Origin of the sequence: Antrihabitans stalagmiti (assembly GCF_016482825.1) — a bacterium.
Classification (GTDB): Bacteria; Actinomycetota; Actinomycetes; order Mycobacteriales; family Mycobacteriaceae; genus Antrihabitans; species Antrihabitans stalagmiti.
The window spans coordinates 773,119-787,563 of record NZ_JAEMNV010000003.1 but is presented as its reverse complement, the minus strand read 5'-3'; the positions used below and the strand labels follow the sequence as shown (position 1 = coordinate 787,563).

The window sequence follows — 14,445 nt, the reverse complement described above, 5'->3', positions numbered from 1 at the left end:
CATGCCAGATTCTTGTGGTTCTCATCGCCAACGATCGAAGCGTTACCTCCGGATCATGGCCGCACCGACCGCACTCGCCGTCGCAGGCCTCGTCCTCACAGGCTGCGGTTCGAAGGCCGGCGACGACACCTCGGTCGCTTCCTGCGTCGATACGTCCAAGGACACGATCAAGGTTGGAATGCTGAACTCGCTGTCGGGCACGATGGCGATCTCCGAGGTCACGGTTCGTGACTCGATCCAGCTCGCGATCGACCAGATCAACGCATCCGGCGGTGTCCTCGGCAAGCAGATCGAGCCCGTGAAGGAAGACGGCGCGTCCGAGCCGAAGATCTTCGCGGAGAAAGCCGACAAGCTGATCAGCAGCGATTGCGTCGCAGCCGTCTTCGGTGGCTGGACCTCGTCGAGCCGCAAGGCGATGAAGCCTGTCTTCGAAGGCAAGAACTCCCTGCTCTACTACCCCGTCCAGTACGAGGGCCTCGAAGATTCCAAGAACATCTTCTACACAGGTGCCACCACCAACCAGCAGATCATCCCCGCACTCGACTACCTGAAGGAGAAGGGCGTCAAGTCCCTCTACCTGGTCGGTAGCGACTACGTCTTCCCGCAGACCGCGAACGACGAAATCAAGGCGTACGCGAGCGCGAACGGTATCGAGATCAAGGGCGAGGATTACGCTCCGCTCGGCTCGACGGACTTCTCCACCATCGTCAACAAGGTTCGGACGTCGGGTGCCGGTGCGGTGTTCAACACCCTGAACGGTGACTCGAACGTCGCGTTCTTCAACGAATACAACAACGCGGGCCTCAAGGCTGCAGAGATGCCCGTCGTCTCCGTGTCGATCGCCGAAGAAGAGGTCAAGGCCATCGGCGCGAACGTGATCGCGGGCCAGCTCACGGCATGGAACTACTACCAGACCGTCGATTCGCCCGAGAACAAGGCGTTCGTCGACGCATACAAGGCCAAGTTCGGCGCCGACAAGCCGACGTCGGACCCGATGGAAGCGGCCTACGTTTCGGTGTACCTGTGGAAGAACACGGTTGAAAAGGCGAAGTCGTTCGCCGTCAAGGACATTCAGGACAACGCCGACGGCGTCACCTTCGCCGCACCCGAGGGTCTCGTCACCATCGACGGCAGCAACCACCACATCACCAAGACAGCCCTGATCGGCGAGATCAAGCCCGACGGCCTGATCTACACCGTGTGGCAGTCGCCTTCGCCGATCAAGCCCGACCCCTACCTCACGTCCTACGAATGGGCGAAGGGACTTGGCGGCAAATAGTCCCGCCGGGATGAACGACAGCCGGCACGCAGGCAACTGACGCCGACGAACACGCGAGCAACGAGAGGCGAACAAATCCTATGGATGTCGTTGTAGGACAGTTATTCACAGGACTCAGCCTTGGGTCGATCCTGCTACTGGCAGCACTCGGCCTGTCACTGACCTTCGGTCAGATGGGCGTGATCAACATGGCCCACGGCGAGTTCATCATGGCGGGGTGCTACACGGCTTATGTCGTGCAGCAGGTCATCACCAGCGCCGGTGTCTCCCTTTTCGTCTCGCTGTTCGTCGGCTTCCTGGTCGGCGGCCTGATGGGCGTGCTGCTGGAGGTGACGCTCATTCGCCGCATGTACCACCGACCGCTCGACACGTTGTTGGTGACGTTCGGCGTCGGGCTGGTCCTGCAGCAGGTCGCCCGCGACATCTTCGGCGCACCTGCCGTGAATGTCGTCAGTCCAGAATGGCTTCGCGGCGGCGTCGAGATCCTCGGCGCCGTCGTACCGAAGGCCCGCATCTTCATCATGGTGCTGGCGATCGTGTGTGTGGCAGTACTTGCGCTCGTCCTCAAGATGTCCCCGCTCGGCCGTCGAATCCGCGCGGTCGTACAGAACAGGGACCTTGCCGAGACGAGCGGAATCTCTAGTCGGACAACCGACATCAGCACGTTCTTCATCGGTTCCGGCCTCGCCGGTGTCGCCGGTGTTGCGTTGACCTTGATCGGAGCCACCAGCTCGACCACCGGCCAGGCCTACCTCATCGATGCCTTCCTGGTAGTCGTCATCGGCGGTCTCGGCCAGATCAAGGGAGCCGTACTCGCGGCCTTCTCGCTCGGCATTCTCAACTCCTACATCGAATACTCGACCACCGCATCCATCGCGAAGGTCATCGTGTTCGTCGTCATCGTGTTCTTCCTTCAGGTGCGACCGCAGGGTCTGTTCACCGTCAAGACAAGGAGTTTGGCATGACCGGCCTGAGTTCCATCCTCCGCGGCGGACGAGGCGCGGCGATCGGATTCGCACTCGGTGCGGTCCTGCTGTTCGGTATCGCACCGGCCGTCCTCAGCGACTTCCGACTCAACCTGCTCGCCAAACTGCTGTGCTTCGCCATCGTCGCGGTCGGCATCGGATTGGCATGGGGCCGTGGCGGAATGCTCACGCTCGGCCAGGGCGTCTTCTTCGGCATCGGCGCCTACATCATGGCGATGCACATGAAGATCGCCGATGCCGAGTTCGTGGACGCCGATGTCCCCGACTTCATGCAGACTGCGGGGATTCGCGAATTACCCTCGTACTGGCAACCTTTCGCATCACCGTTCGTCGCCATCGTTGCCATCGCCGTGCTGCCCGCACTCACGGCGCTGCTACTCGGGTACGGCGTGTTCAAACGTCGTGTCAAAGGTGCGTACTTCGCCATCCTCAGCCAGGCCTTGGCTGCTGCGCTCGCGATCCTCCTCGTCGGCCAGCGCAGCATCGGTGGGTCCAACGGACTCAACGGTTTCCAGACGTTCTTCGGTCTCAACCTCTACGACCCCGTCAACAAGAAGATGCTCTTCTTCGTCGCCGCAGCGACCCTGCTCGTCGTCCTCGCCGTCACTCGGCAGGTCATGCACAGCCGTTACGGCGAACTGCTCGTCGCTGTCCGTGATCAGGAAGAACGCGTTCGGTTCCTCGGCTACGACCCCGCCAACATCAAGATCGTCGCGTATACGATCGCCGCATTCTTCGCAGGTATCGCCGGTGCCCTCGTCGTGCCCATCGTCGGCTTCATCACTCCCGCCGATATCGGTATCGCACCGTCCATCGCGTTCCTCATCGGTGTTGCCATCGGCGGCCGGACGACACTGCTCGGTCCGGTGCTCGGAGCGATCGGTGTCGGCTGGGCGCAGAGCGCACTGTCGGAAGAATTTCCGTCCGGTTGGACCTATATCCAGGGCGGCCTGTTCATCGTCGTCGTCGGGTTCTTCCCGGCAGGCATCGCAGGCCTCGCCGCAATCCGATTGCGACGCAAGCGAAAACTCGACTCCGACGATCCCCCTCCGGTCGCGGCGTCCGTTGCCGATCCCGACGTCGAACCGCTCGATCTCGTGAAGGAGCCCGTGCGATGACAAGCACAGAGACCAAGCACGAACCCGCTTTCGGCGGCAACGCGGGCATGTCGAGCGACTATCTCGAAATCCGCAACCTCACAGTCAGTTTCGACGGCTTCAAGGCCAATACCGACGTGAACATGACCTTGCTGCAAGGCGATCTTCGGTTTCTCATCGGCCCGAACGGCGCCGGTAAGACGACGCTCATCGACGCCATCACCGGACTCGTCCCAGCAACCGGCTCCGTCACCAAGTCCGGTGTCGAACTGCTCGGCAAGAAGGTGCACCAGATCGCTCGGCTCGGTGTCGGGCGTACCTTCCAGACCGCAAGCGTCTTCGAGCAGTTGACCGTATTGCAGAACCTCGACATTGCTGCGGGGGCTGGTCGTTCGGCATTGACGTTGTTGCGACGCCGAAAAGCGGTCTTGCCCAAGATCCAGGAGGCACTGGAGATCACCGGTCTCGGCGACCTGACCGACAAACCCGCCGGAGTGCTCGCACACGGACAGAAGCAGTGGCTCGAGATCGGCATGCTGCTCGTGCAGGACGCTTCGGTCCTCCTGCTCGACGAACCGGTCGCAGGCATGAGCTCCGACGAACGTGAAGAGACGGGAAACCTGTTGCGCCGCATCGGTGGCGAACGAACCGTCGTAGTCGTCGAGCACGACATGGACTTCATGCGAGCCTTCGCGACCTCGGTGACCGTCCTCGCAGGCGGGAAAGTGCTCAGCGAGGGCACCGTCGAAGAGGTCCAGGCCGACCCGAAGGTGCAGGAGGTCTACCTCGGCACAGCCGCGGGCGGCGAAGAGTTGGCAGCGGTTGCCGCGTCTACAGCGCACACAACGGAGGAGAACTCGCATGCTTGAACTCGTCGACGTCCGTTGCGGTTACGGTCGGGCCGAAGTGATACACGGTGTGTCCGTTACGGTTCCGACGGACGGTGTGGCCGCCGTGATGGGCCACAACGGTGCAGGTAAGACGACACTGCTGCGAGCTGCGGTCGGGCTGTTGCCCGTGAAGTCGGGCAAGGTCCTGCTCGACGGCGAGGACATCGGCAAGATGCGGCCCAGTGCCCGCGTCAAACGTGGTCTCGCCTACGTGCCGCAGGGTCAGCAGTCGTTCGGTCAGCTGACGACGGCCGAGAATCTGCAGGTCGTCGCGGACGGTCGTAAGCGCGGCAAGGCATTGATCGACGAGTCGCTCGACCTCTTCCCCGCGCTGCGCGGGCTGCTGACCCGGCGGGCGGGCTTGCTGTCCGGTGGCCAGCGTCAGCAGTTGGCGATCGCTCGTGCACTGATCACCGAGCCGCGCTTGATGATCCTCGACGAGCCGACCGAAGGTATCCAGCCGTCCGTCGTCGCAGAGATCGAACGCACCATCGTCGATCTGACCGCACGCGGCGGGCTGAGTGTCCTGCTCGTCGAGCAGCACATCGGGTTCGCGTTGCAGGCAGCGCAGCGGTACTACGTGCTGGAATCCGGTCGCGTCACGTCGGAAGGCGACGGTGGTGCCGGTTCGGAATCGACCGTACGTGCAGCGATGGCAATCTGAGATGGCCGTCTGACCATGGCTCGTCGGGGGAGCTTGCGTCCGAGCTCGCTACGCGAACAGGTTTACGAATCACTGCGTGGGGACCTGACATCCGGATCGATCGCGCCGAACGAACGCCTCGGTGAGGAGCGGCTCGCCGAGTTGTACGGCGTCTCGCGAACACCTGTCCGTGAAGCGCTTGCCCGGTTGCTTGCCGACGGATTGATCGAGCGTGACGAACACGGCCTCTACCCGTACCGACCGCGGCTCGACGACCTCGACGGGTTGTACGAACTGCGCTCGACCTTGGAGGCACGTGGAATTCGGCGGGTCCTCGACGATCCTTCACTGACACACGACCGTGCCGCCGTCGTCGGTGAACTCGAGGTGTGGCAACGCTTTCGGGACTCACCACCCGATCCAGGACCCGAATTGGTCGGGGCGGACGAACATTTCCACACCACACTGCTTGCGGCGTCTGGAAATCCAGCTCTGGCAGAGGCTTTGGCAGGTGTGAACTCACGAATGCGGCCCGTCAGGGCATTGGACGCACTCACGGAGGATCGCGTGGCAACGATGGTCGTCGAGCATATTCGGATCGCGGAGTCCGTCCTGGCCGGACGGCTCGAAGACGCGTTCCGACAGTTGCTCGACCACATCGAGAATTCGCAGTCGGTTGTGCTCGAACGTGCCGAACGCGCGTTGTCGATGGCGAAGCTCGGCCTTGCCGTGCGCGGCTGACCGCTCCCCCCTCCGGCAGCGAAGGTAGCGTGTCGGTCATGTCGTCGCCGCGGATACAGCCAGGCCGGTTCAAAGAACTCGGTCCGATCAACTGGGTGCTGTGGCGGGTGATCTCCAAGGGCGCGGGCGCGTCGGACGCCCACCTGTTCAGCACACTCGGCCGGACGGGCGGACTGTTCCGCGGCTGGCTGCACTACAGCGGCAAACTGATGCCGGGTGGCAAGCTGACTCGCTTCGAGAGCGAACTGGTGATAATCCGCATCGCGCACCTGCGGGAGTGCGGCTACGAGATGGATCACCATGTCCGCCTCGGCCGACGAGCCGGTGTGACCGCCGAGATCCTCGAGCAGGTACTGGAAGGCCCGACGGCCGAAGGCTTGGCGGCGAAGGATCGTGCCCTGCTCAGCGCGGTCGATTCGCTGGTCCAGACGAAGGCCCTCGACGATGCGACGTGGTCGGAGTTGTCGAAGTATTTCGACGATCGCAGGCTGATCGAAATCTGCCTGCTGGTCAGTCAGTACGACGGTCTCGCGACAACCATCGGGGTCCTGCAAATCGACCGCGATTTCGAGTAGGCGGCTACGCCGCTCGTGAGTCTTTTCGGAGGTCAGGCGCTCCGAAAGGACTCACGACCCGCATGCAGTTCTCAGAGCGCTGCGGCTAGGACAGTGGCTACCGGCGTCGACGGTCGACCGATGAGTTTCTGCAGGTCGCCGCTGTCGGTATCGAGGCCGCCCTTGCCCACTCCTGCGTCGGAGTCGGCCAGAATCTTGGCGAAACCCTCCGGCAGCCCGACTTCGACAAGCGCTGCGGCGAAGTCCGCTTCCGACAGATTCCGATAGACGACGGGCTTTCCTCCGACCGCCGAGATTGCTTCGGCGAGCTGCGCTTTCGTGATCCGTTCGTCGCCGCCCAGCTCGTAGATCCGGCCTTCGTGGCCCTCGGTCGAGGCAACTACGGCAGCTGCCTCCGCGAAATCGACGCGTGCTGCAGCGGCGATCTTGCCGTCGTTCGATGCGCCTATGAGTACACCGTGCTCGATCGTCTGCTCGAGACCCTCTGTGTAGTTTTCCCAGTACCAACCGTTGCGCAGCAGGGTGAACGGGATTCCCGACTCGATCAGCACCGATTCGGTGGCTTTGTGCTCAGCCGCGAGGGCGAGCGGGCTGTCCTGGGCATCGAGAATGCTCGTGTAGGCGATGTTCCCGACGCCGGCCTGCTTGGCAGCCTCGATCACGTTGGTGTGCTGGGCAAGTCGCTGCCCGACCGTACTGCTCGAGACGAGGACGAGACGGTCGACGCCGGCGAGAGCGTCGACGTAGGACTGCTTGTCGTCGTAGTCGGCGGCTCGTACCTGCACGCCACGCTCCGCCAGGTCGGCGGCCTTGGCGGGAGTGCGAACCAGCGCGACGATATCGGACGGCGCAACTCCTCGTTCCAGTAGTGCTTCGACGGTCAGCCGTCCGAGATTTCCTGTTGCTCCGGTAACTGCGATTGTCATTGCTGCCCCTCTTGATGTGGTCGAGTAACTTCCTCTTCTACATACACTAACTATTAGTAAGCACTTCTGCAAACGCATGCGCACTATTGAGAGGTAGTACACTTTCGCTATGGCAAAACCGGCGGCCGACAACCCGAACACCGACTCGTTCGAGGTCGACGTCTTCGCGCGGGCATGTCCGTCCCGCGGAGCGCTCCACGACATCACCGGCCGATGGGGTGCGCTCTCGCTGGTCGCGTTGAGCGACGGACCCTACCGTTTCAACGCGCTGCGGCGTCGCGTCGACGGCGTCAGCGAACGGATGCTGGCACAGACTCTGCAGATCCTCGAACGCGACGGGTTGGTGAATCGCGAAGTGTTGGAATCGATTCCACCGAAAGTGGAATACAGTCTCACCGACCTCGGCGCAGCGGTGGCCGCACAACTGTCGGGATTGATCGAGATGGTCGAATCGCGGATGCCGGAAGTACTCACGGCCCGCGCGAAATACGACTCGATAGGCGCTTCACGCTCGTGAGTCCTTTCGGAGGGCAGAACCACGGCGAATTCACGCGGTGGACGCAACATCTAGCAATTTGTTGAGTCTTTCCTGTGGAGTCTGCCAGTCGAGTGTCTTGCGTGGGCGTTGGTTGAGTTGGAGAGCCACCTCACGCAAGCGCTCGACCGAGTGCACGGACAGCGTTGTGCCTTTCGGGAAGTACTGACGCAGCAATCCGTTGGTGTTTTCGTTGGTGCCCCGCTGCCACGGGCTGTGCGGATCGCAGAAGTACACCTGCATCGCTGTGGCCATGGTGATCTCGGCGTGACGCGACATTTCCCGTCCTGGATCCCAGGTCACGGACTTCTTCAACGCCGCAGGCAACTCTGCGACGGCGGCGATCATCGCATCACGCACCGCGATCGCGTCGAACCCGTCCTGCAACGGCAACAGCATGACGAACCGCGTTGTCCGTTCCACCAGCGTCCCGATCGCGGACCCGTTGTTCTTGCCGATGATCAGGTCACCCTCCCAATGCCCGGGCACCGCGCGATCAGCGACCTCGGCCGGCCGCTGGGAAATGTTGACCATGTCCGGAATCCGCCCGCGCCGCTCATCGCTGCGACGCTGCACCTTGCGCAGCGCACGCCCGGTCCGAAGATGCTGCACCAGTTCACGTTTGAGGCCACCCCGGGCCTGCACATACAGCGACTGGTAGATCGTTTCGTAGGACACGTGCATCTCCGAGCAGTCCGGATAGGTCTGCTTCAGAGTGGCCGAGATCTGCTCCGGGGACAACTTGTCTGTCAACAGTTTCTGCACCTGTTCGCGCAGTGCAGCGTTGACGGCCAGTTTGGCCGGCTTGGGGCGGCGAGCCCGCAACCGCGCTGCCCGCTCCGCAGCATGCGGACGATACTTCGCCAGGTAGTCGCTGTTGCGTTTGAGCTCGCGACTGACCGTCGACGGCGCCCGGCCCAACACCGCAGCGATGGCCCGCATCGTCGCACCGGCGATCCGCATCTCATAGATCACTTCACGCTCTGCGACGCTGAGATAGCGCCCCGAGGGTGGGCTCGGTGGTCGTGGACGCACACCACCGTGCTCCCGTACCCATTTCTGCGCGGTCGTGACACCGACACCGACGGAACTGGCAGCGTCGGGTACCGACACCCCCGAACCCCGCAAATCCCAGAATCGATACCGAACCGCACTCTCGATCCACGGCCACCGTCCAACACCAAGCATCTTCGTCAACACCCCTCAATGATCAGCGATGTTGCGTCGACCGCATGAACCCAAGCACCAAAAGGACTCACGAGCGGCGTAGCCGCCTCTAGAAGTTGATCATGTGGCCAGCGAGGCCGTGCAACGCTTCCTGCAGAGCTTCACTGAGCGTCGGATGAGTGTGCACATTGCGGGTGAGCTCGTTCACCGTCAGGTCCCACTTCTGCGCGAGCGTCAATTCGGGTAGAAGTTCGGACACATCGGGACCGATCAGGTGGCCACCGAGAAGCTCGCCGTACTTCGTGTCCGAGATCAGCTTCACGAAGCCTGTCGGATCGCCCAGTCCGTGTGCCTTGCCGTTGGCCGTGAACGGGAACGACGCGACCTTGATGTCGTGCCCTTCGTCGCGCGCCTGCTGTTCGGTCAGACCGAAACTCGCGACCTGCGGCTGGCAGAACGTCGCACGAGGCATCATCCGATAGTCGTCGATCGGCAGCGTCTCCGCGCCTGCAATCGTTTCGGCCGCGACGACACCCTGCGCCTCTGCCACGTGCGCCAACTGCAACTTCGCGGTCACGTCGCCGATCGCGTAGATGTGGTCGACGTTGGTGCGCATGACGTTGTCGATCGCGATCGCCTTCGGCCGATCCGACAGTTCGACGCCCGTGTTCTCGAGGCCGTAGCCCTCCAGCCGGGGAGCGAAGCCGACGGCCTGCATCACCTTGTCGACGGTGACCGTCTCGATCTCGCCGCTCTTGTTGTCCTTGATCGCAACAGTGACCTTCGAGCCGTCGTCGTCGATCGACTGCACAGCCGCACCGGTGGAGATCTTCACTCCGAGCTTCTTGTACGCCTTCGCGATCTCCTTGGAGATGTCGGCGTCTTCGTTCGGTAGTGCGCGATCGAGGAACTCTACGATGCGGACGTCGACGCCGTAGTTCGCGAGCACATACGCGAACTCCATACCGATTGCGCCTGCGCCGACGATCAGGATCGAGCCGGGCAGTTCCTTCGTGAGAATCTGCTCTTCGTACGTGACGACGTTCTTGCTCAGCTCCGTGCCCGGGAGGAGTTTCGTCACCGTTCCGGTCGCGATGATCGCGTTGTCGAAGGTGATGGTCTCGGTGCCACCCTTCGACAGCTCGACCGAGATCGTGTTCGGATCGGTGAACGAACCGAGGCCGTCGTACTCGGTGATCTTGTTCTTCTTCATCAGGAAGTGAACGCCCTTGACGCGGCCGTCTGCGACCTTCCGGCTTCGATCGAAGGCGGCGCCGAAATCGAACTTGGCCTCCCCCGAGATGCCGAACGTCTTGGCTTCCTTGGTGAACAGGTGCGCCAGCTCTGCATTTCTCAGCAGCGCCTTCGAAGGGATGCAGCCGACATTGAGACAGACACCGCCCCAGTACTGCTTCTCGATAATGGCGGTGCTCAGGCCCAGCTGCGCCGCGCGAATCGCGGCCACATATCCGCCGGGACCGGCACCGAGTACAACGACGTCATAGTGTGTGGTCACGGTCGCCAAGCGTAGTCCGATGCAAACTCGCTGTCCTCGGTCCGGTCAACTAGGGCCGCTAGCTCCACACCTGCGCGGCGACACGGGCGAAGTTTCCACCGAAGATCGCCGCGATCGAGGCGTCGTCGAAGCCTCGTCGCATCAACTCGGCGGGCACGGTCAGCAGGTCTTCCGGCGGCACCCACTGCAGAGGTCCCCATGCGGTGTACGCCTCGGAGAACGCCTGTGGATTGGTCGCGAGCTCCAGGTTGAAATCTGCGCTGTCGAACGAGTAGTCGCTGCCAACTCCGATGTGTGCAACTCCGACCAGGTCGACGCCATAGGCGATGTGATCAGCGATCGCGCGTACACGGTCGCGATGCTGCTCGGGTCCGTTGACCCCGAGAAAAATTCCGACACCGTTGATGCCGATCACGCCACCCGTCGCTGCACAGGCACGCGCCTGGTCGTCGGTGATGTTGCGGGGGTGACTCCACAGCGACTTGAAGTTGGCGTGGCTGTAGATCATCGGACGCTCCGATGCCTCCGCGAGTTCGAGTCCGGTTCGGATCGAGCAGTGGGATCCGTCGACAGTCATTCCGACAGCGTTCATTTCACGAACCAGGTCGCGCCCGTACGCCGACAGTCCTGTGTCCTCCGCATCGAGACAGCCACACCCCGCGGCATTCGCATAGTTGTAGGTCGGCAGCATGGTGCGGACCCCGAGATCGTAGAAGTGCCTGACATTGTCGACCTCACCTTCGAGCGGACCCGAATCTTCGAGATCGAAGGCCAACGCGATCATGCCGTCCTCGGCCGCCGCGGTGAGATCGTCGAGAACCTGGACCGGACGAAAGCGACCGTCCCACAGTGCATTTCTGCGAAACGCATGGCCGAGTGCGCTCGCTTGGGCCTTGGACTGCGGCGAGTAGCCGATATTGACCGAAAGGAACGAACCCGCGGGATATCGCGCCAGTTCGGTGACATCGGCATTCTCCTGCAGCGGAAGGCAGCAATGCTGTTCCCACAGAACCATTTTGGGCGCCGCAGGAGTCGTCCTCGACGCCGCCTCCGGCTCGGGACCTGCCGGAGCGGGCTCCGTGACCACCACCGCCGACGGACGGATGTCGCACGCCAGCACCGTGTCGCGAACCAATTCGTCGGCAGCATCGAGTGCACGGACCAACTCGGCAGGTGTCGTCCCCAGTGTTCCGATGATGGATTGCGCACGATAGGTGAAGTTTTCGGGGGCAATCGACAATCGCCCGGCAGCGGCGACCGCACCTTTCTCGTTGATGAGCCACCTACCCGCCCGCGCGTGCAGTGCGTGCGCGCAGACCTCGATCGCCCGAAACAGACAGCCTGCGACGAACGTCGCATCGCCGCGCCCGACCGCTTTTCGGGCGATGTAGACGTCGAACGAACTCTCCCACAATCGGCGAACGAGGTTCTCGCTCAATGCAGTCGGGTACTCCTGCGCCGCCGCGCGCAGCGCCGTGAGCTCGCCCGTCGGGTCGTCCAGGACGATCGACAACGCAAGTTCGCCGACATACGCGAAGTCGGCAAAACCGAACGGATGACCCACTTGAGCGGGGAACCCGTAGGCGCCCTCCTGCACTCCGGTCCAAATTCGCTGCACACGGTCGAGGTCGCGATAGAGCCAATCGACCGCGTTGTCGGCGATGGTGAGCCATGCTCCGCCGTCCACCCACGGACCCCACACCCCGATGTCGGTGACAGCCGCGCGGGGGCCTGCAAGAGTGCGCGCCACGTCGCCGAGCGCCGAGATGTCCAGTGGCCGTCTGTAATAGATCCCGATGTCGTAGTCGGATTCGGGAGTGTGGACACCCCGGGCCCTGCTGCCGCCAAGTACGACACCGACGACACCCGAGACCTCGCACAACTGTTGCGCCATGTCCTGGAGGAACCCGTCATCGAGAGCCATCACCGCATGCTACCGGCCGTGCCGAGACCCGGAATCGAGATTGGACCAGCGGAGTCGGCGCCTCGTCCGACAGAATGGTGCGGTGACCGGTGATGTGGACAGCAGCGTGAACGATCCTGCGGGCAAAGTACCTATCGACGACCCCTACCTCTGGCTGGAGGTAGTACTCGACGAACAAGCCTTGGATTGGGTGCGGGAGCGCAACGCGCGCACCAAGGAGGAGTTCGCGACACCCGAGCGCTTCCAGGCACTCCAGTCCAGTCTGCGGGCGATGCTGGACACCGACGACCGCATCCCTGCGCCCGGCCGACGTGGGCAGTATCTGTACAACTTCTGGCGCGACGCCGAGCATGTTCGGGGCATCTGGCGGCGGACCTCGATGGCTGAATACCGCAAGAGCGAGCCGAATTGGGACGTCATCATCGACGTCGACGCGCTTGCCGAAGCAGAGGACGAAAACTGGGTGTGGGGCGGCGCGACCGTCTTTCGACCAAGCCAGGAGCGCGCACTCGTCAGCCTGTCTCGCGGTGGCGCCGATGCGAGTGTCGTGCGTGAATTCGACATGACAGCAAGAGCATTCCTTGCCCCCGACGCACCGGACCATGGCTTCTACCTACCGGAGGCCAAGTCGAGCATCGGCTGGATCGATATCGACACCGTCTACGTCGGAACAGATTTCGGCCCTGGATCGCTGACCGAATCGGGCTATCCGCGGATTGCGAAACGTTGGCGACGCGGCACCACGCTCGACGCAGCGGAGACGGTCTTCGAAGGCGATCCTGCCGACATCTCGGTCGGCGCAGGTTACGACAGGACACCGGGGTACGAGCGGCACTACGTATCCCGGTCGACCGATTTCTTCAACCACGAGAGCGCTCTCCTGCATCCCGACGGCCACCTGCAACCCATCGAGACGCCGTCGGACGCATCCGAATCCTGGTACAAGAACTGGCTGCTCGTTCGCACCAAGTCCTCGTGGCAGGTAGGCGAGGATACCTACCCGTCCGGAACTCTGCTTGCGACGAACTTCGACGAGTTCCTTTCTGGTGAACGGCATTTCGAGGTGCTGTTCGAACCGGACGCCCACACCTCGCTGTACCAGTACGGCTGGACCGAGCATCATCTGATCCTCGTCACACTCTCCGACGTGCAGACCAAGTTGGCAGTACTGACGCCGGGACCCGACGGCTGGGCGCGTTCCGAACTCAGCGAAGCACCACCGATGGCAACGACAACCGTCGCAAATCTCGATCCGCTGGAGAGCGGCGACGACTACATGATGACGACGAGCGGATTCACCTTTCCGACAACGCTTCTCGCCGGAACCCTAGGCGGCGAGCTGGAGCTGCTCAAGCAGGAGCCGAGCCACTTCGATGCCGACGGTCTGATCGTCGAGCAGTTCTTCGCCACCTCGCTCGACGGAACGCAGGTGCCCTACTTCGTCGTCAGGAAACCCGGCGCATCCGGCCCGACGCTCCTCGGCGGCTACGGCGGGTTCGAAGTATCGAGAACACCTGGATACAACGCGGGCAACGGAATTGGCTGGCTGTCGAGCGGCGGCATCTCGGTGACGGCCAACATCCGAGGCGGGGGCGAATACGGTCCGCAGTGGCATACCCAGGCCCAGAAGTCCGGCCGGCACAAGGTCGGCGAGGACTTCGCCGCCGTCGCCAAGGATCTCGTCACCCGCGGCATCACGACGCCGGCACAACTCGGCGCCGTCGGCGGCAGCAACGGTGGCCTGTTGATGGGGATCATGCTCACCAAATACCCGGAGTTGTTCGGCGCCTTGGTCTGCCAGGTACCGCTCTTGGACATGTCGCGCTATCACAAACTGCTGGCAGGCGCGTCGTGGGTAGCCGAGTACGGCGACCCCGACGACCCGGACGAATGGGCCTTCATCAAGGAGTACTCGCCGTACCAGAATGTGTCGAAATCGGCTTCCTACCCACCGATTCTGCTCACCACGTCGACGCGTGACGACCGTGTTCATCCCGGACATGCCCGAAAGATGGCCGCTCGCTTGGAAGAATACGGTCACAACGTCTGGTACTACGAAAACATCGAAGGTGGTCACGGCGGCGCTTCCGACAACGCGCAGGCGGCGTTCCAGGGAGCTCTGATCTACGAGTTCCTCTGGACGCAACTCAACCGATAAAGCCTGCG

General features: G+C 62.7%; 13 protein-coding genes and 1 pseudogene. 9 read left to right on the top strand and 5 right to left on the bottom strand.

Annotation, left to right across the window (positions count from 1 at the left end):
* Position 1 precedes the first annotated feature (1 nt).
* The 7 genes from urtA to JGU71_RS12390 all read left to right on the top strand — a co-directional run bounded on the left by urtA (position 2) and on the right by JGU71_RS12390 (position 6,211).
* A complete protein-coding gene (gene urtA / locus JGU71_RS12420) occupies positions 2 to 1,279 on the top strand; it encodes an urea ABC transporter substrate-binding protein (RefSeq protein WP_199704411.1) in 1,278 nt (425 codons plus the stop codon).
* Positions 1,280 to 1,359: 80 nt separating this feature from the next.
* A complete protein-coding gene (gene urtB, locus JGU71_RS12415; protein WP_199704410.1) occupies positions 1,360 to 2,244 on the top strand; it encodes an urea ABC transporter permease subunit UrtB in 885 nt (294 codons plus the stop codon).
* Positions 2,241 to 3,383, top strand: a complete 1,143-nt coding sequence (gene urtC, locus JGU71_RS12410; protein WP_199704409.1) for an urea ABC transporter permease subunit UrtC — start codon at positions 2,241 to 2,243, stop codon at positions 3,381 to 3,383. The genes urtB and urtC overlap by 4 nt, the downstream gene beginning before the upstream one ends.
* The gene (urtD, locus tag JGU71_RS12405; protein WP_199704408.1) at positions 3,380 to 4,231 is read left to right on the top strand and encodes an urea ABC transporter ATP-binding protein UrtD; all 852 of its coding nucleotides are present in this window, start codon (positions 3,380 to 3,382) and stop codon (positions 4,229 to 4,231) included. The genes urtC and urtD overlap by 4 nt, the downstream gene beginning before the upstream one ends.
* Positions 4,224 to 4,916, top strand: a complete 693-nt coding sequence (gene urtE, locus JGU71_RS12400) for an urea ABC transporter ATP-binding subunit UrtE (protein WP_199704407.1) — start codon at positions 4,224 to 4,226, stop codon at positions 4,914 to 4,916. The genes urtD and urtE overlap by 8 nt, the downstream gene beginning before the upstream one ends.
* A gap of 15 nt (positions 4,917 to 4,931) precedes the next feature.
* The gene (locus tag JGU71_RS12395) at positions 4,932 to 5,636 is read left to right on the top strand and encodes a GntR family transcriptional regulator (protein ID WP_199704406.1); all 705 of its coding nucleotides are present in this window, start codon (positions 4,932 to 4,934) and stop codon (positions 5,634 to 5,636) included.
* A gap of 38 nt (positions 5,637 to 5,674) precedes the next feature.
* Positions 5,675 to 6,211: a carboxymuconolactone decarboxylase family protein gene (locus tag JGU71_RS12390; RefSeq protein WP_199704405.1), complete on the top strand. Its 537-nt coding sequence runs from the start codon at positions 5,675 to 5,677 to the stop codon at positions 6,209 to 6,211.
* Positions 6,212 to 6,282: 71 nt separating this feature from the next.
* Here the strand turns inward: JGU71_RS12390 and JGU71_RS12385 are convergent, their stop codons facing one another.
* Complete coding sequence (locus tag JGU71_RS12385) at positions 6,283 to 7,137, bottom strand: SDR family oxidoreductase (RefSeq protein ID WP_199704404.1); 855 nt, start codon at positions 7,135 to 7,137, stop codon at positions 6,283 to 6,285.
* A gap of 109 nt (positions 7,138 to 7,246) precedes the next feature.
* On the opposite strand from JGU71_RS12385, the gene JGU71_RS12380 reads away from it, so the two are divergent.
* Positions 7,247 to 7,654, top strand: coding sequence for a winged helix-turn-helix transcriptional regulator (locus tag JGU71_RS12380; RefSeq protein WP_199704403.1), 408 nt, complete (start codon positions 7,247 to 7,249; stop codon positions 7,652 to 7,654).
* Between the two features lie 30 nt (positions 7,655 to 7,684).
* Here the strand turns inward: JGU71_RS12380 and JGU71_RS12375 are convergent, their stop codons facing one another.
* The 4 genes and pseudogenes from JGU71_RS12375 to JGU71_RS30220 form a co-directional block, all read right to left on the bottom strand.
* A complete protein-coding gene (locus JGU71_RS12375) occupies positions 7,685 to 8,860 on the bottom strand; it encodes an IS30 family transposase (RefSeq protein WP_233529169.1) in 1,176 nt (391 codons plus the stop codon).
* A gap of 88 nt (positions 8,861 to 8,948) precedes the next feature.
* A complete protein-coding gene (gene lpdA, locus JGU71_RS12370) occupies positions 8,949 to 10,355 on the bottom strand; it encodes a dihydrolipoyl dehydrogenase (protein WP_199704402.1) in 1,407 nt (468 codons plus the stop codon).
* Between the two features lie 58 nt (positions 10,356 to 10,413).
* Positions 10,414 to 11,370 carry a dipeptidase gene (locus JGU71_RS12365; protein WP_199704587.1) on the bottom strand — a complete coding sequence of 319 codons (957 nt, stop codon included), beginning with the start codon at positions 11,368 to 11,370 and terminating at the stop codon, positions 10,414 to 10,416.
* A 765-nt stretch (positions 11,371 to 12,135) separates the two neighbouring features.
* Positions 12,136 to 12,249, bottom strand: a pseudogene (locus tag JGU71_RS30220) (nucleotidyltransferase domain-containing protein); the annotation flags it as partial.
* Here JGU71_RS30220 and JGU71_RS12355 point away from each other — a divergent pair.
* Positions 12,248 to 14,437 carry a prolyl oligopeptidase family serine peptidase gene (locus JGU71_RS12355; protein ID WP_199704401.1) on the top strand — a complete coding sequence of 730 codons (2,190 nt, stop codon included), beginning with the start codon at positions 12,248 to 12,250 and terminating at the stop codon, positions 14,435 to 14,437. The pseudogene JGU71_RS30220 and the gene JGU71_RS12355 sit on opposite strands and share 2 nt — an antisense overlap.
* Positions 14,438 to 14,445: the final 8 nt, after the last annotated feature.

Coding starts and splice junctions, on each gene's coding strand:
- urtA (WP_199704411.1), top strand. CDS start 2: ATGCCAGATTCTTGTGGTTCTCATCGCCAACGATCGAAGCGTTACCTC.
- urtB (WP_199704410.1), top strand. CDS start 1,360: ATGGATGTCGTTGTAGGACAGTTATTCACAGGACTCAGCCTTGGGTCG.
- urtC (WP_199704409.1), top strand. CDS start 2,241: ATGACCGGCCTGAGTTCCATCCTCCGCGGCGGACGAGGCGCGGCGATC.
- urtD (WP_199704408.1), top strand. CDS start 3,380: ATGACAAGCACAGAGACCAAGCACGAACCCGCTTTCGGCGGCAACGCG.
- urtE (WP_199704407.1), top strand. CDS start 4,224: ATGCTTGAACTCGTCGACGTCCGTTGCGGTTACGGTCGGGCCGAAGTG.
- JGU71_RS12395 (WP_199704406.1), top strand. CDS start 4,932: ATGGCTCGTCGGGGGAGCTTGCGTCCGAGCTCGCTACGCGAACAGGTT.
- JGU71_RS12390 (WP_199704405.1), top strand. CDS start 5,675: ATGTCGTCGCCGCGGATACAGCCAGGCCGGTTCAAAGAACTCGGTCCG.
- JGU71_RS12385 (WP_199704404.1), bottom strand. CDS start 7,137: ATGACAATCGCAGTTACCGGAGCAACAGGAAATCTCGGACGGCTGACC.
- JGU71_RS12380 (WP_199704403.1), top strand. CDS start 7,247: ATGGCAAAACCGGCGGCCGACAACCCGAACACCGACTCGTTCGAGGTC.
- JGU71_RS12375 (WP_233529169.1), bottom strand. CDS start 8,860: ATGCTTGGTGTTGGACGGTGGCCGTGGATCGAGAGTGCGGTTCGGTAT.
- JGU71_RS12365 (WP_199704587.1), bottom strand. CDS start 11,370: ATGGTTCTGTGGGAACAGCATTGCTGCCTTCCGCTGCAGGAGAATGCC.
- JGU71_RS12355 (WP_199704401.1), top strand. CDS start 12,248: ATGTCCTGGAGGAACCCGTCATCGAGAGCCATCACCGCATGCTACCGG.